This is a genomic window from Maribacter sp., assembly GCF_039968975.1.
In the GTDB taxonomy this organism is placed as follows: Bacteria; Bacteroidota; Bacteroidia; order Flavobacteriales; family Flavobacteriaceae; genus Maribacter.
In genome coordinates this window covers 11617-30111 of record NZ_JBDVOT010000088.1, presented here as the reverse complement: position 1 = coordinate 30111, position 18495 = coordinate 11617, and the positions used below count along the sequence as shown (strand labels likewise).

The window sequence follows — 18495 nt, the reverse complement described above, 5'->3', positions numbered from 1 at the left end:
TTCCACTAATCAATCCTGTAGTCGTATCTATCGTCAAACCATCAGGTAGGTTCGTTGCAGCAAAGGTTATATCATCATCCTCTCCATCAACTGCTTCAATCTGTAATGAAACTACATCTCCTTCTACTCCGTTCTGGTCTCCAGGGTTAGTAACTACAGGTGCCAAATTCACGGCAACATCGGTTACTGTCCAAGTAAAGGAAATTGTACTTGCTTCTGAAGGACTACCATCATCCGTTACAGTAATAATTACCGCGAAAGGACTATTTACTGATGCTCCAGCTGTTATCGTACCACTAATCAATCCAGATGACATATCAATAGATAATCCATCAGGAAGATTCGTTGCAGCAAAAGTCATATCATCACCTTCACCATCAATTGCTTCTATCTGTAAGGAAACTACATTTCCTTCAACACCGTTCTGATCTCCTGGGTTTGTAATGACAGGAGCTTCATTTACAACTACCACAACTTCAGTAACATTCCAAACAAAGGATTCTATACTTGATTCCGAAGGACTACCATCATCTGTTACAGTAACCTCTACTGAGAATGGACTATTTGCTGATGCTCCAGCTGTAATTGTACCACTTATCAATCCTGTAGTCGTATCTATCGTCAAACCATCAGGTAGGTTCGTTGCAGCAAAGGTTATATCATCATCCTCTCCATCAACTGCTCCTATCTGTAATGAAACTACATCTCCTTCTACTCCGTTCTGGTCTCCAGGGTTGGTAACCACTGGTGCTTCATTAGCAGGTGCATTAACTGTAATTGTTAAAGTTGCCGTATTTGTAAGAATACCATCGCTTACTGTTAATTCAACCTCATATTCACCAGCGGTGTCAAATATATGTGTAGGATTTGCAATAGTCTCTATTGGACTACCATCCATAAAATCCCATAAATATTCCGTAATCCCTGTATCATCAGATGAATCACTTCCTGTAAAATTAACTGTTAACGATGCATCTCCAGAAATTACATCTGCATCCAATACCGCTACCGGCGCAGCATTACCCGCTTCCCCAACATTCCATACAAATTCAACTGTATTTGATTGAGAAGGACTACAATCATCTGTAACCGTAACCTCTACATCATAAGGGCTATCTTCCGAAGCACCATTTGTACCACCGCCTTGGGCAGATTCAGGGGCTGCAAGCAATTCCGAAGTCGTTAAATTTAAATTTACGTTATGTAACGCAACACGATCAATCAAATGACCATTTGATCTTGATGAAACTTCCATAGTGTATGTGCCTGGAGTGTCAAATTGAACAAAAACTTTATGTCCATCTCCATCACTAGTATTGGTATTCCAATTCCATGCAATAGTATTGGTATATACTTTAAACCAACCATCAGAAGATTCTCCAATTGGGACTGGTGTTTGACCAACTCCCCCTGGGTAAATTTTACTTCCTGTTCCATCATCATTTTTAGAGCCATAAAAATCATCTGCATCGCCAAAACGTAACCATGCGTCATTATGCTCAGTTGTTGGATCAGAAGCTGAAATAATGCCAATTTTATTGTACCATTGAAATCTATAGATACCCGGTGTTGTTATTTCCACCTGAGTTGTAATAGTCCCATTTCCAGGAGTACCGAAATTATCTACAGAATTTAATAGATATCCACTTCCTGTAAAACCAGCTTCAGCAGTCTCTTCAGTCCAATTAGGACCGTAAGTTAAATTCTCCATTTCTATAACTACCAAGCCATTATTTTCTTGATAAGCTCCAGTACCTGCACCTCCATTAGAAACTGTACCGCTAATTTCACCTGTATCAGGATCTATAGATAAACCTGCAGGTAAACCAGTTGCACTATAGGTTTCTTCAGTACAAGCTCCCGTTGCATCAATTTGCACGGAAACAACTTCCCCATCATTACTATTCTGAGTACCAGGGTCCGTAATTTCAGGAACATTTACAGCATTGGACAAAGTAATTTCTTCCGTTGAACCATTACCATAGGTAATTGTTAATAATGCACTTCTATTATCTCCAGTTCCAGCTAGACTTATTTCAATTGGGTGTGTACTATTAGCATTTAATAACTGATTGCTCAATTCACCCGAATCTATACTAAAATCACTAGCGTTCGTACCTGAAATAATCATTGACGTAATCATAACCCCAACATTTCCATTCTCAATATTTAAATCAAGAGTTTCTGTTTCACCATCAGCAATTAAGATACCATCTAAAGAATTCACTTCACTTGCTACACTTGGGCTACCAACAGGAGCATCTTCACCATAGTATTCCATATTTTTCTGGTTATCCCCACCTTGTACCGGAGAACCTGCCAAAATAAATATTCCGTTTCCAGAAACAATAGCTTGAGTTCCATGTCTAGGATGGTTCAACCCTGGTAAGGTAGTCCAAGCCTGAGATATAGGATCATATTCTTCAACAGTTGTCAAAGCAGGCCCTGCGGTTTCGCTTTCTCCACCAATAACCATTAATTTATCATTAAAATTAACTGCAGAAGAACCACCTCTAGGGGTTGGTATATTCTGACCAGATGGTAAAGTACTCCAACTTTGACTTGTAAAGTCGTATACATCAACATCAGCTATTGTAGGAGCAAAAACTCCTCCTGACCCACCAGAAAGACGACCGCCTGAAACATAAAGCTTATCATCAATAACTACTGCAGCAAAGTGATCTCGTGCTCTAGGTGCATCACTTAAAGGTGTCCAAACTCCAGTTGCAGGATCATATTCATCAAAATATGGTACATAGCCACCATCATGTCCTTGCGTGTTACCAGCAACCACATAAAACTTATCATTATACATGACCAAACCTGCAGAACCTCTTCTTCTATTAGCAGGTATTTCAGGTCCTTGAATCCACTCTTCATTCGCAGGATCAAATGCCCATACATATTCAGCAGGGGTCTCGGTTGGGAAAGCATTATCCTTAAAAGAACCTATAACCCATATCAACCCTTGATATTCCGTAGCTTGGAAATGATTAAATTCAAATGGTGCAGAATCTACTAGTGAATTCCATGAATCAGATGTATAATCGTAAACATCAATAGTTGAAGCATTTTCTCTACCACCCATTAGGTAAAACTTATCACCTGCTTGAACAAATGAATTCTCATGTCTTGCCGTATAATTTTCATCTTCATCCTTATCAACCCAAGTTGAAGCTATATTCCAATTAAAAACAGTACTTGCCGGAGCAGAACCTTTTCTAACAGCAGTAACCACAACTTCATGAGCACCATTATTATTTGGACCACCAGCAGAAGCCGTTGTTGCAATTGTACCAGTTATTTGACCGGTAGCAGCATTTATACTAATTCCGTCAGGTTGTCCAGAGATATAATAAATAAGATCCTCACCTGTGTCACCACCAGTTGCTGATGCCGTAATATCAACCACCGCATCTATATCACTTGTTTGGTTTGCAATAGCTGCCATAGATAAAGACGGATTTGCCGTATCTATTTCAAAAATCTCTATCGCACTAAGAATTGGGTTTTCAACACCATGTAGAAATTCTAAATTCAATTCACCATCAACAAGTGTTACGGGATAAGAAAGCATACCAGCTCTCAAATGACCAAATTTAGCTATGATATCCAAATCATTTTCCACTATGGTTCCTTCTAATAAAATATCAAATATTCTATCTCCAATTTCACTAGCTGGCTCATAGCTATTTCCTAAATAAACATTTACAACATAATCACCATTCTCTAAAGGAAAAATAAATTCCATTTCCTCTCCATCAGCATCATCATATCGCTCTCTTCCAAAAATTCCATCAAAAGTTGTATTATCAATGTAAGCAGGAACAGTACTATGTTTTTTATTAAATTCTAAAAGTGCATTAATTGAAAAACCTGTATTTACCGAATACATATTTGATGTATAAGCCCCATTGGTATTGTTAAATTTCCAGTCTGTAGCGGTATCTGTAGCGGTAACCAAATCACCACCTACATTTACTCTATAACTGAATGGTTCAAAAATTATCCAATCGAAGGTTATAGTAACTACATCACTAGTTAGACCATCGTTATCATCTACGGTAATAGTAACAGTATAAGGACTATTCAATTCAGCACCAGCTTCAACGGTACCACCAATTTGTCCATTAGTTGGTTCTATTACCAACCCTGGAGGAAGACCTACAGCCGCATAATTTTTATTACCGTCACCGCCAAAAGCAGAAACATTTAAACTACCGTCCAATTGCTCACCAACAGGCGTTCTTTGCTCATCTATATCGGCTACATAGATCGGAGTTTCAGTATCTGAAGCATCTAAAATTTCAATACCATTGATCATAGGGTTTTCTATAGCGCCATGAACGAATACAATGTTAATCTCACCATCTATAACCGGAACAATATGACTAATAACAGTACCTACTTCATGACCATATGTACCAGATAAATCAATATTATCCAAAGCTGGGTATGTTAAACCTTCTATTTGAACGTCGAATAATCGTTGCGCTGCTTCAGCAGTTCCTTCCCAACCATTACCCATATATAAACGCACTTCATAATTTCCATTTTGACCAACAGGAAATGAATACGTCATATTTGGTGCGCCAGGTGCACTATCGGCTCTTTCTGTTTTAAAAATTTGATTTGGTGTAGATGTTGGTACATCAGCACCTCCATTTGCATTAAAAGCAAAGGTTTGGTTACTACCGGCATTTGCTAAATATGCCGAATTACTACCTTGAGTATCTCCTTCCCAATCAATATCACCATCAATTGCGGTAATTTGTGGTCCACCAGTATTTACACGATAAAATATAAATGGAGAATCAGTAACATTAACTTCGAATGTTTGTTCTACAAAGTTCAAATCTACATCAGTTGCTCTTATAGTAATAGTTGATAATGCAGAAATTGGTGGGTATGATAATGTCAATTCATTTCCGTTAATTACCGTACCTACATTTGGATCTGTATTATTTTCCATGGTGTAAGTTATATTAGAAACCCCATTATCATCGTTTAAAAAATTATCTAACTCAATTATTTCATCATTAGAGTTTATGTATCTATCCAAATCAGGTATATCGGCAACAACCAAGGGTTTGCTGTCAAGTACATTAAGAAAACCCCACGTACCTTCTAGTTCAACTCCTGCTGCATTAGAAGTTCCTATTAACCCTACAGAAAGGTCTGTAGTAGATTGCTGTAATGCTGTTAAAATATTTCCTGCAGCTGTTAAGGTTCCTACTGTAGTACGCGTTGAATTACTTCCGAATGCATATTGACAAGTAACTTCTCCATTTAATGGATTTACGACAAAGTAAAATACTACCCCATCTGGACGATCACCAACAGGAACTACAGCATTAATAGGCGTCTGAGGCACATCATTTATTTCTTGCAATACGGTAACACCAGTATTGGTCAATACCATTTTTATATAATTGCTCTGGGTTCCATCTCCTATAACAATACCCAGCTCGCCATTAGGTGCCGCAGTATTACCATAAAGTTGTAACGGTTCATCAAAATTGGCCATATTGGCAGCAACAGTAAATACATCAGTGGTCTGCTCTACTTGAATGCCATATTGAAAACCTTTTTCTTGATTATTAGTAGCTCCTAGTGCAGTACCCGATGTCCATTGAATTGTTACACCACCAATGGCACCACCTAATACATCATTTGGGTTAGGGTCATTTTCATCAAATCTTCTATCTATCCAATTTTGCCAATTGGGGTTAGAATCTCCATTATTCATTAAACCTGTTAATCCAAGACCTAAATGTCCGCCCAAGTTAGTATTAGAAAACAATTCATTAATAATTGGAATTGTAAATGCGTCACTACCAGTAGTTGTAGGATCACCTAATTGAAATGGATCTAAATCATCATTAATACCATCATTATCATCATCTAAATCATTAAGGTTAGAAACAAAAGGAGCACCTGCTGATTTATCAAAATCTTCAGGTTGCGAACCACCATTACAAGGATCAGTACCATTATCTACTTCATCTTGATTTGTATAACCATCTTCATCGTAATCAGCATTTGCATCATATTCTGGATCACTTGGATCTATACAATCTACCAAATCAGCAGGTTCAAGTACTATAATTTTAGAAGCCGTACTGTTATTACCTCCACTTCCACTGAACATCCCAACCCAAATTGTACCAGGAAAAGGATCTGTAGGACTATTACAAGTAACTCCAAGAGCATTGCCCCCTAAACCAGAAGCAAAAGTTGGATTCAATTCTTCTAAGCTACCATCAGGATTTAATTCAACTCTTCTTAATTGACTTAAGTTTGTTCCTGCAATTAAGTCACCTTGCATTTCACCACTAAAGTTATTACCCGTGTATTCATCTATACCATTGGTATTGGTTCCCCAAATCGTAATAATATCATCTTCGGGACCATCAGGATTATCTATTCCAGGACCTCTCCAATCGCCTTCTACTACATTAGCACTAGCCACAGGGAGTGGTGGCCAGTTAGCAGGCAAAGCAATACTCGCGTCGTTTGTAGAATTTGCAGTAGACATATCTGGGTCATACACCATAGTTCTAAACACAGCACCATCATTATTCGTTGCATTAGGCGTAGAATACAAACCTGCCCCTGCAGGATTCGCTCTCACAGGATTTGGATGACCTCCATAATAACTTCCAAAAACATAATTTTGTATATCTGTGGTAATCAAATGTAAATGATCATCATTAATAATTTGCTCCCCACCAGATGGCGAACCACTTCCTGGCTCTCCATCAATATAGTTATTGGTCACTGTACCAGACATACCTTCATTTTCAGGAAAACCTCCCCAACCATCATTAGGTCCATTATCCGTTACATATACGGCACCACTTTCGGTAATTACCAAATCATATGCATTTCTATATCCAGGAGAAAAAATCTGTACCGGTCCACCAGAAACTATCATACCTTGGTTTAAACCATCATTACCACCAAATGGGTCATTAATATCTATTCCATTATAACCTGGGGTATTAGGATCTACAATTCCATTAACATTTGGACGAGTAGGATCATCCAAAGTTGGTATATCATAAATATAACTACGCCCTGCATCATTTAATGTAGGCATAGCTTCAATTAAATCCAAGTTAACTGCTAGTACCGCACCGGAAAGTGCATATTCCATTGCATAATTAAAATTAATAGACGGGCTACCTCCATTGGTATGTCCACCCTGTGCAACTATCAAATAATCTACACCGCCAATACTTATAAACTCTAATCCATTAGTAGCGTGATTCTCCTCTGAACGAGGTAAACCTCTAACAATATCAACTACGTCCCAATCCGTTCCATTCCATGTAAATCTTGTTATCATTCCTGAATTGGTATCAAGACCGGAATCTCCATCACCACCATCAAATCCTCCTCCAATTCTAAAATCACTAGAAGTTACATAAATTACAGGATTAGTTTCAGTACCAACAACCGTTATACCTGTAGTTTCTCTAAACGTTGAGGAATCTTCAGTGCCATCATCATTATGATTTTGAATTCCATCGATACCGTTTATTACCTCGGTATCTAAGACTTTAAAATCGCCAGGACCAACTCTATCTATTGTTAGTGCCTTTATAGTACCTGCATACTCGGAAAAGTATAACCTACCATCTGGACCGAACATTAATGACGTAGTAACTAATGCACTACCGGTTCCGTCAAAATCTAATTCACTTTGATCAAAATTAACCTGTGCATTCATCTGGGTAAGCCCTATGACGAATAGCATAAAAACATTTAATAAAAAAGATTTGAAGTAATTGTGTTTCATATTCTTGGAGAATAAAGTGATACTAATATGTAACCGTTCTACACGGTGTTCTAATTTTAAAACAAATATAATTCAATAACACAATTGACGATTATTAGCCGTCTTATATTCGTTTAAACTTGAATGTTACTCGATAAAGTACAGCTATAAAATTCAACCTCAGTAGTAAGAAAAAAGCTATAAAGTATATACAGCACATTTTCTTAGATAAAAAATCACGCTATTTCAAGAGAAGAAAAATCAATAAAAACCTGTAATACAATGAGATAAAAGGAAGTGATTTTTTTGAAAATTGTACTAAGAACTATATAAAATAACGAAATTAATACACTACTTTTTACTCAAGTATTTATTGGAAAGGAAGCAAAAAAGGCACAAAAATCAACTTAGATTATTGTGCCTTTTATTAGTTATCAATAGTTGAAAATTTTAGAATTTCCACCATTTTTTAGAATTTTTACTATAGCCATAACCGTATTTACCGCCATAGCCTAAACTATCTAAACTTACATCGTTCACCACAAAAGAAACACCTTTTAACTTCCCTTCTTCACGTAAACTAAGTGGGAATTTAACTGCTGATTCATCAGTAACCCCAGCTCTTGTAACATAAATAATATGATTTGCATACGGAGCAATTAACAAGGTATCACTAACCACCATCATCGGAGCCGTATCTACGATTACGTAATCATACATCTCAGAAACTTCATCCAATAAATCCTCAATTTTAGAACTCATCAACAATTCTGCAGGATTCGGCGGGATTTTACCCGAGTAAATGACATCAATAGTATTATGATGTACCAGCATTGGTCTTATTATATCTTTAACCTGTATGGAGTCATCCAATAAATACTCGGTTAAACCAGCATCTTTATTCCTAGACGGGGTTTTCAATTTATCAACAGAATCTCCCGAAAAGAAAGTATATAATTTAGGATTTCTAATATCTGCACCAACTAATAACACCTTTTTATTAGTACTGGCCAAAATCATTGAAAGATTAGATGAAACAAACGTTTTACCCTCGCCTGGTGTACTTGACGTAACATAAATAACATTATTCTTATTACTATTACTAGCACGTTTTGTCTTAATAAGAAAATCTAAATTAACACGTATGATTCTTAATGCTTCCGCAAGGACAGAACGATCATCATTGATAATAATTTTACTGTCTTTTTTAGAAAGACTTGGCAATTCACCTAAGACAGGAATATCTTTAGTAAACTTCTCTAAACTATGTTTATTCTGAATTTTTGTATCTAACTGGTCCTTACCATAAATCACCCCAAAAGGCAACAACAACCCTAACATTAAAGCTGCCAAATATGTAATGGCTTTTTTAGGTTTTACAGGCGTTGGGCTAGAAATATAAGCTTTATCAATTACATTTGATTTAGGCGAAGCTGAAGCAAATGCAATTTGCGATTCTTCTCTTTTTTGTAATAAATACAGATATAAAGACTCTGTTGTCTCTTGCTTTCTAGTAATATTTCTTAATTCTCGTTGGTTTTCAGGTGCAGAATATATAGTACCTTGAATTCTGCCTAACTGACTTTGAAGCGTACTAACATTCATCCCCACATTTCGTTCTAGAGAATTTAGGCTTGACTGCATGGTATTTTTAATACCATCTAATTGTTCATCAAGATTAACAATCATAGGGTTTTGCTCATTAGAACTTTTCAATAATCGTTTACGTTCTGCCACCAATGCATTATATTGAACCGTAGCCTGACTCAAAGCTCCACTACCAACATCAACTACAGGCATTTCATCATAACCCGTTTCACCGGTAACATAATCTTTTAATCCACTAACCATTTGCAACTGTACCTTTGCATTCTCTAAATTAGAACGACTACTTGCACTAACTTGAACAGCGGCACCAACTTCAATACCAGAACCGGTCATCCCTTTTTCTGTCAATAATTCTTGAGCATCTTTATCTACATTAGATAAGGTACCAGATATTAATTGAATTCGATTGTTAATGAAGTCAGAAGTAGTATCTGCAATACGCTTTTTTTCATCGACTGCATTTCTATTGTAAATTTCAATTAACTTATCTATGATATCCTTTGCTTTTTCAGGTATAGCACTAGTCATTGATACATCTAAGATATTAGAAAATTCTGCACTCACTGAAATTTTCACTGCAGTTTTTAATGATCTTGCAACCTTTTCCACCGGACTAAGAGAAACTTGATATCTTTTTCCAATTAAACTTTTGGGGTCTTTGACATTAGGTGTAATGACCATATCCCCAATTGGAGTAGAAATACCACTACCATAAGAATAAATTTTAGAAGGAACATTTTCATCTTCTGTAAAACCAAAAGTGTTAGCTGAGGAAAACTCTATAAAAAAACTATAACTAGAATTATTAACCGTAGAATCTGCGGCAATAAAATTCATTTTTACAGGAGGGTTAGAATAAACTTCAGAGTTTATTATATTTCCTAAAGCCATAATTCTTACATTGACACCCAGTTCTTTTACAACCTCTATAAAATTAGATCTAGATGCTAATATTTCGATTTCATCTTCTACCTGTTTAGAAGATCCGCCAAAAACACCTAGGTCTTGAAAAACACTCATTTCATTTCCAGAGTTTTTTTCTTGAACGATTTGTATTTGAGAATTTACCGAGTATTCTGGTGTAGTATATCTAATATTCACATAAGCAATTACTAAAGCTATAAAGCCACATAAAATAAACCATTTCCAATGTTTTACATAGGTGGAAATTACATTCTTGATATCTTCTTTTTTGTCTGAAAAACTCATAGGAAAGCTTTGAAATGGGTAGCTAAAAAATCTCTATTAATTATTGTTATTGATAAGTATTAAAGTAGTTGTAATTAATAATGAAGCAACAGAAATAGCAATACCTGCTCTACCGTCTAAGGTAGAAGACGTAACAGCAGATTTATTAGGTTCCACGTACACTACATCATTTTGAGTTAAATAATAAACAGGAGAACTCAATGCCTCCTTACTAGTTAAATCTATTCGTGTATATACTTTAGTTCCATTAAAATCTCTAATGACCAAAACATTGTCACGCATACCTTTTATATTAAGGTCATTTGCTAAACCTATAGCTTCTAAAACGGTAATTTGTTCTCCATTTACAAAATAAGTTCCAGGCCTATTAACCTGACCTAAAACAGTTACAGAAAAGTTTACCAATCTGATATTAATAATTGGGTCTTTTAGATAAGGCTGCAATTTTTCCTTTAAAAGATTTTTAGTTTCATCAGGAGTCAAACCTACTATTTTAATTTCACCAAGTACCGGAAAATCAATATTACCTTGTTTGTCTATAATATAGTCTAACTGCTCCGGTCTAGACCCATTGGTCATTACACCTTTAAATACATTAAAAGGTAAACTTGCTTCAGAGTCTAAAGTAGAAACATTAATTGAAATTACATCATCAACCTTATACGTGTTTACATGAGAATTATCACTAACAATAGTCTCATAATCTTGCGCATCTTGAAAATAAACAATATCTTGTTTAGAGGCACATGAAGCTATAAATAAACCTACACTTAATATTAATACGAAATTTTTAATTTTTGTTTTCAATAAATTCATTATTCTAGAATGTTAGTAATGTTTAGTGTTTTATAATTAAGGTTGAACAATTTTAAGGGGAGCAATGTTCTTTCCATCCGTAGGGTTGCCTGCTTTATCCAACTCGCAAAAATCCGAATTTTTAGAAACATATTCTGGCACAATCTCCTTCATCAACTTAACAGTATTACCGCTAAAGAACATATTGGTAATACACAATTCATCAATTTTAGATCTTACTTTTGCATATTCAACATCACGAACTTTACTAATCTTAATCTTTTGATGATATGTCGGCAAAGTATTTTCTCCATTTGCCAAAAGCTCTTCATATAACTTTTCTCCTGGGCGTAACCCGGTAATTTTAATATCAATATCTTCTGGGTATCTTAAGCCCGAAAGTTTGATCATATTTTTTGCCAGATCAAATATTTTCACAGACTCTCCCATATCAAAAATAAATATCTCACCACCATCACCCATAGCACCAGCTTCTAACACTAATTGAGATGCTTCTGGTATTGTCATAAAATAAAGTGTAATATCTTTATGGGTTAATGTCAATGGTCCACCTTTTTCTATTTGTTTTCTAAATAAAGGAATTACCGATCCATTAGAACCTAAAACATTACCAAAACGTGTAGTAATAAATCTAGTTTTATTTTCTTTTTGCATACAACTAATATACATTTCAGCAATACGCTTGGTTGCCCCCATTACATTAGTAGGGTTCACTGCTTTATCCGTTGATACAAAAACAAATTTCTCGACATTATGTATTACAGATAAGTCTGCTACATTTTTGGTTCCGCCAATATTAATTTTAATTGCCTCGTAAGAATTGTATTCCATTAAAGGAACATGCTTATATGCTGCGGCATGAAACACTACATTTGGTTTATGCTCGCTAAATAATGCATTCATTCTATTCTTATCTCTAATATCCGTTACAATAGGTATAAAATTATGAAACCCATTTTGTTTTAATTCTTGTTGCAAATCATAAAGTGCAGATTCTGCTGAATCTAAAACAATAAGCGACTTGTAAGAATAATTACAAATCTGGCGAACTATTTCACTACCAATTGACCCAGCACCACCAGTAACCATTATTGATTTATTCATCAATTCCATGGAAATTTTACTGTTTTTTATCGTAATCGGTGCTCTATCCAGTAAATCTTCTATTTGAACTTGTTTAATTTGAGACACCTTTAGTTCGCCATTGATCCAATCTTCAATTGGCGGTACAATTTTAACAACTATAGGTAAATCTACAAGTCCTTCAACAGTTTTACGCAATTTGGCAGAATCTATATTCTGTATAGAAAATATAATTTCTGAAATATTATTTTTAACAATAAAAGCTTCAGTCAACGATTTTCTTGCAAATACAGGAACCCCGTTTATATTCTTACCTATTTTTTTAACATCCCTATCTATAAATCCAACTACCTTATATCTACTTTTAGAATGGTTAGTAATAGCGCTACGGGTAAGCACTCCAGATTCCCCAGCCCCATAAATTAAAACATGCTTATTAACTTTTAAACTACCATTAATACGATTATACAATGATTTAAAAGCAAATCTTGACGCTGTTAATACCACAAATGTGATTAAACTATTAATGATGATAATAGATAACGGTACCGTAAAGCTGTTTATAAAAGCTACTTCCCTATTCCCTATTACTATGAATATTAAAATGATACTGGATAAACAAACTGCATTGAAAATATTATAAACATCTCTAACACCTGTATGGCGTACAACACCATTATAAGAACCTACAATTACAAATGAAAGTAAAGCGGTAAGAATAACCAAAGGTAATTGTACCAATAAATTTTGAACATCAAAATTAAAGGTCAAATTAAATCTAATCAAATAAGACAACACAAACGAAAAACCAACAATAAGCAGGTCTATAAATAAAACCAGCCATTTAGAGGCATAACGTTGTGAAGTATAGTTTAAGAATCTTAATATCATAACAGTACTTTTTTAATACAATCCGAAACACGTTTCAAATCTTCTGCACTTAGGTTACTACCACTTGGCAGACAAAGACCACGACTAAACAAGTTTTCGGAAGTGCCGTCGGTAAATTTTTTATACTCACTAAATACAGGTTGCATATGCAGTGGTTTCCACAATGGTCTGGACTCAATGTTTTCTTCAAGCAATGCCAATCTAATTCGCTCTCTAATTTCAAAAGAAGGTGTAAGCACACAACTTAACCATCTGTTTGAATAACACCCTTCTGTTTCGTATAAAAATTCAATTTCTTTTAAAGAAGCTAATTCATTTTTATAAAATTCAAAGTTACTTCTTCTAGAATCAACTCGATCTTGTAAAACTTCCATCTGACCACGACCAATACCTGCTAAAACATTGCTCAATCTATAATTATAACCAACATTGGAATGTTGATAATGTGGTGCATCATCTCTTGCTTGTGTAGCTAAAAATATTGCTTTATCCGTCAAAGCCTTGCTTTTTGCTGTTAAAGCTCCACCACCTGAGGTTGTAATTATTTTATTTCCATTAAAAGAAAGTACGCCTATATCTCCAAAAGCTCCACAAGGCCTGTTCATATAAGCACTACCTAATGCTTCTGCACTATCTTCCAATACCGGTATATTGAACTCTTTGGCAATGGCATGAATTTCATCTACCTTATATGGCATACCATAAAGATGAACAGCGATAATCGCTTTTGGCAATCCTTTCTCCAAAATTCTATTTTCAATCGCTTTTCTTAAAAGTTCAGGAGACATGTTCCAAGTATCCACTTCGCTATCAACGAAAACCGGAGTAGCCCCTAAATACATTATTGGGTTTGCTGAAGCCGAAAAGGTAAAACTTTGACATAACACCTCATCACCTTGTTTTACTCCTAAAAGTTCAAGACCCAAATGAATTGCAGCTGTACCTGAGCTTAAAGCAGCTACATGCACTTTATCACCTAATTGACTTCTAATCGCATGCTCAAAAGCATTAACGTTAGGTCCTAAAGGTGCAATCCAATTAGTTTCAAAGGCCTGATTCACATAATCCTGTTCCGCCCCACCCATGTGAGGAGAGGATAACCATATTTTTTCCTTTGTATCTATCACTTTGTTCTTTTAATATTTGAGTAAATGTACGTCAACTTAAATCTAATCTTAAATTACGATATCTTAATTCGTTTAATCCCAAAAATTAATCGTTCAATTACTTTTACAAAAACTTTTAAAGTAAATTCTTACCTTTTAACGAACTATTTCCTTAGACCTATGAATGAAGCAAATTAAAACTCTACAAAAACACCAGAATCACTGCTATTTATAGTATAATTTATACATTTATCGCAATTTTAGATAGTATAACGCAACAACCTACACCTTATTATAAGTACTAAAATCTTTATGATCTCTCTTATATAAATCATCAGAAGGCAATGATTTAAAATACTCATACGTCTTTCTCATCCCTTCTTCCCTTAGAACCTTTGGTTCCCATCCTAAAATATCCTTTGCTTTAGAAATATCTGGTTGGCGTTGCATAGGGTCATCTTGCGGTAATGGTTTATAGATAACTTTCTGCGTTGTACCAGTTAACTTAATTATTTCTTCTGCAAAATCTTTAATTGTAATTTCATGTGGATTACCAATATTAACAGGTTGATCATAATCACTTAACAACAACCTATAAATGCCCTCCACTTCATCATCTACATAACAAAAAGACCTTGTTTGGTCACCTTTCCCAAAAACTGTCAAATCTTCACCCCTTAAAGCCTGACCGATAAATGCAGGAATAACACGCCCATCGTTCAGTCTCATTCTTGGACCATATGTATTAAATATTCTTACAATTCTGGTCTCTACACCATGAAACCTATTATAAGCCATAGTAATTGACTCCATAAAACGTTTAGCCTCGTCATAAACTCCACGAGGACCTATAGTATTTACATTTCCATAATACTCTTCTGTTTGCGGATGAACTAAAGGGTCACCGTAAATCTCAGAAGTAGATGCAATTAATATTCTTGCATTTTTTTCTTTTGCTAAACCTAACAGATTATGTGTACCAAGTGCTCCTACTTTTAAAGTTTGAATAGGTATTTTCAAATAATCTATAGGGCTTGCAGGTGATGCGAAGTGTAAAATATAATCTAAATCTCCGGCTATATGAACGAATTTAGAAACATCATGGTGAAAAAATTCAAACTGTTCTAAAGGGAATAAATGTTCTAAATTCTTGATATCTCCCGTTATGAGATTATCCATAGCTATTACATGATAGCCTTCTTTTATAAAACGGTCGCAGAGATGGGATCCTAAAAATCCAGCTCCACCGGTAATTAAAACTTTTTTCAAAATATTATTATTTAGATATTACGAAGATAGGTCAATGATAGTAAGCACAAAAAATGATTACAGAAAATACTTTCAAATTCAAAATTATAGGATGAAATCATACTAAACTATCAAAAATGCAGTTCATCATATGGAAGATTTTAATTTTCATTGAATCCTACTCATGATTAACTGTTTTAATTTTATCTTATTATTATTTCAAGTAAAAAAAACATAAAAACTATTAAATCACCCCTTAAACGACTAAATATTACTTATTCATTTATCTTTGCAAATTTTGCAAAAGTTTCAATTTAAAAATATGAAAAAAATTACAAATATATGCTGTATTGGCGCTGGTTACGTAGGTGGCCCTACCATGTCAGTTATCGCAAGTCAATGCCCAGATATTAAAGTAACCGTTGTAGACATCAACCAAGAAAGAATTGATAGTTGGAACGATGACAACCTAGACAACCTCCCTATATATGAGCCTGGTTTAAAGGAAATTGTTGGCAAGGCTAGAAATAAAAATCTATTTTTTTCAACTGAAGTCGATAAAGCAATCGATGAAGCTCAGATTATTTTTATTTCGGTAAACACCCCTACCAAAACCTATGGTAAAGGAAAAGGGCAAGCTGCCGATTTAAAATTTGTTGAACTTTGTGCAAGAAATATCGCTAAGGTTGCAAAAGACGATAAAATAGTCGTAGAAAAATCAACCTTACCTGTACGTACAGCTAGTGCCATAAAAAGTATTTTGCAACATACGGGTAACCAAGTAAATTTTGAAATATTATCCAATCCTGAATTTTTAGCTGAAGGCACAGCTATAGATGATCTTTTAAATGCAGACAGGGTTTTAATAGGTGGTGATGATACACCTTCAGGTCAAGAAGCAAAAGACACCTTAAGTTCTATTTATGCCCAATGGTTACCAGAAGATAGAATTTTGCAGACAAATGTATGGTCTTCAGAATTATCTAAATTAGTGGCAAATGCATTTTTAGCACAAAGAGTATCTTCCATCAATACCATATCTGCATTGTGTGAAAAAACAGATGCCAATATTCAAGAGATTTCTAGAGCTATTGGTTATGACAGCCGTATTGGATCTAAATTCTTAAATGCATCCGTAGGTTTTGGGGGGTCTTGTTTTCAAAAAGATATTTTAAATCTAGTTTACATTGCTCGTTCTTACGGTCTTACCGAAGTAGCAGATTACTGGGAACAAGTAATTATCGCAAACGATTATCAAAAAAGTCGTTTTGCAGAACATATTATCTCTTCTTTATACAATACCATTTCAGGCAAAAAAATTGTTCTTTATGGTTGGGCATTTAAAAAAGATACCAATGATACAAGAGAATCTCCGGCAATAGCTGTTGCAGATGCTTTATTAGATGAGAACGCTGAAATTACAGTATACGACCCAAAGGTAACTGCAGAAAGAATTTATGCAGATTTAGATTATTTAGGAACACGCTCTCCAGAAGAAAACAGAAGACTATTAAAAGTCAGTAATGACCCTATAGATGCTACAAAAGAAGCACATGCTGTTGCCATATTAACAGAATGGGACGAGTTTAAAACTTATGATTGGACAAGCATCTATGACCAAATGCTAAAACCTGCGTTTGTTTTTGACGGAAGACGTTTGTTAGACCATGAAACCATGAATTCCATAGGATTTAATTATTACAAAATAGGGCAATCATGAAAATCTTAGTTACGGGTGCTGCCGGTTTCATAGGCTTTTTTGTTTCTAAATCTCTTTTAAAAAGTGGGCATACCGTTGTTGGTTTAGATAACATCAACGATTACTACGATGTAAATTTAAAGTATGATAGATTAAAGGAATTAGGTATCTCTAAAGGCAAGGCTGAAGTTTTTAACAAAATTGCTATTAGTGAAAGTAATTCTCAATTTTCATTTATCCGTTTAAATTTAGAGGATCGCGAGAATCTTCCAACACTTTTTACGGCAGAAAAATTTGACAAGGTTTGCAATTTAGCGGCCCAAGCCGGTGTACGCTATAGTTTAGAAAACCCAGAAGCGTATGTAGATAGCAACGTAGTAGGCTTTTTAAATATTTTAGAATGTTGTCGTCATCATAAAATTAAACACTTGGTCTACGCTAGTAGCTCAAGTGTCTATGGTTTAAACGAAAAAATACCTTTTGAAACTAGTGACAATGTAGACCACCCCATTAGTTTGTATGCCGCAACAAAAAAGAGCAATGAATTAATGGCGCATACATATGCGCATTTATATGGTTTTAAAACAACAGGGTTACGGTTCTTTACTGTGTATGGACCGTGGGGCAGACCAGATATGGCCATGTTTTTATTTACTGATGCCATTGTTAATGACAAACCTATTAAGGTTTTCAACAACGGCAAATTAGAACGAGATTTCACATACATTGATGATATTACCGAAGGTGTTGTGCGAATTATTCAAAAACCTGTTACGGAACAAAAAAAGAAAGAAGGTTTATTTAAAATTTATAATATTGGGAATAGTAAATCTGTTAAATTGATGGACTTTATTACCGCTATTGAAGAAAGCTTAAATACCGAGGCAAAAAAAGACATGTACCCTATGCAACCTGGCGATGTTGAAAGAACTTGGGCCAATGTAGATGATTTAATAGCAGATTACAATTACAGCCCTAACACTCCTATAAAAACAGGTGTTCAACATTTTGTAGAATGGTATAAGGGATATTATTTAAATTCTTAGAATGCG

The 18495-nt window shown here is 34.9% G+C and carries 8 protein-coding genes; 2 read left to right on the top strand and 6 right to left on the bottom strand.

Annotation, left to right across the window (positions count from 1 at the left end; translation table 11 throughout):
- From ABJI11_RS06375 to ABJI11_RS06350, 6 genes are all read right to left on the bottom strand, one after another.
- Positions 1–7762: putative Ig domain-containing protein (locus tag ABJI11_RS06375; protein WP_348350476.1), on the bottom strand; the 7762-nt coding region annotated here is incomplete at its 3' end.
- Between the two features lie 471 nt (positions 7763–8233).
- Positions 8234–10600, bottom strand: a complete 2367-nt coding sequence (locus ABJI11_RS06370; protein ID WP_348350474.1) for a polysaccharide biosynthesis tyrosine autokinase — start codon at positions 10598–10600, stop codon at positions 8234–8236.
- A gap of 36 nt (positions 10601–10636) precedes the next feature.
- Positions 10637–11416 (bottom strand): polysaccharide biosynthesis/export family protein, encoded by a 780-nt coding sequence (locus ABJI11_RS06365; RefSeq protein WP_348350472.1) that lies wholly within the window; start codon positions 11414–11416, stop codon positions 10637–10639.
- A gap of 36 nt (positions 11417–11452) precedes the next feature.
- On the bottom strand, positions 11453–13390 hold the full coding sequence (locus ABJI11_RS06360; protein ID WP_348350471.1) for a nucleoside-diphosphate sugar epimerase/dehydratase: 1938 nt from the start codon (positions 13388–13390) through the stop codon (positions 11453–11455).
- Complete coding sequence (locus ABJI11_RS06355) at positions 13387–14514, bottom strand: DegT/DnrJ/EryC1/StrS family aminotransferase (RefSeq protein WP_348350478.1); 1128 nt, start codon at positions 14512–14514, stop codon at positions 13387–13389. The genes ABJI11_RS06360 and ABJI11_RS06355 overlap by 4 nt, the downstream gene beginning before the upstream one ends.
- 264 nt (positions 14515–14778) lie before the next feature.
- The gene (locus tag ABJI11_RS06350; RefSeq protein WP_348350470.1) at positions 14779–15765 is read right to left on the bottom strand and encodes a UDP-glucuronic acid decarboxylase family protein; all 987 of its coding nucleotides are present in this window, start codon (positions 15763–15765) and stop codon (positions 14779–14781) included.
- Positions 15766–16066: 301 nt separating this feature from the next.
- Between ABJI11_RS06350 and ABJI11_RS06345 the strand changes: the two genes are divergently transcribed.
- Both ABJI11_RS06345 and ABJI11_RS06340 read left to right on the top strand, forming a co-directional pair.
- Entirely contained in the window at positions 16067–17464 is a 1398-nt protein-coding gene (locus ABJI11_RS06345) for a nucleotide sugar dehydrogenase (protein ID WP_348350469.1), read from the top strand.
- Positions 17461–18489, top strand: a complete 1029-nt coding sequence (locus tag ABJI11_RS06340) for an NAD-dependent epimerase (protein ID WP_348350468.1) — start codon at positions 17461–17463, stop codon at positions 18487–18489. Before ABJI11_RS06345 ends, ABJI11_RS06340 begins: the two co-directional genes overlap by 4 nt.
- The last annotated feature ends 6 nt before the right edge of the window (positions 18490–18495 follow it).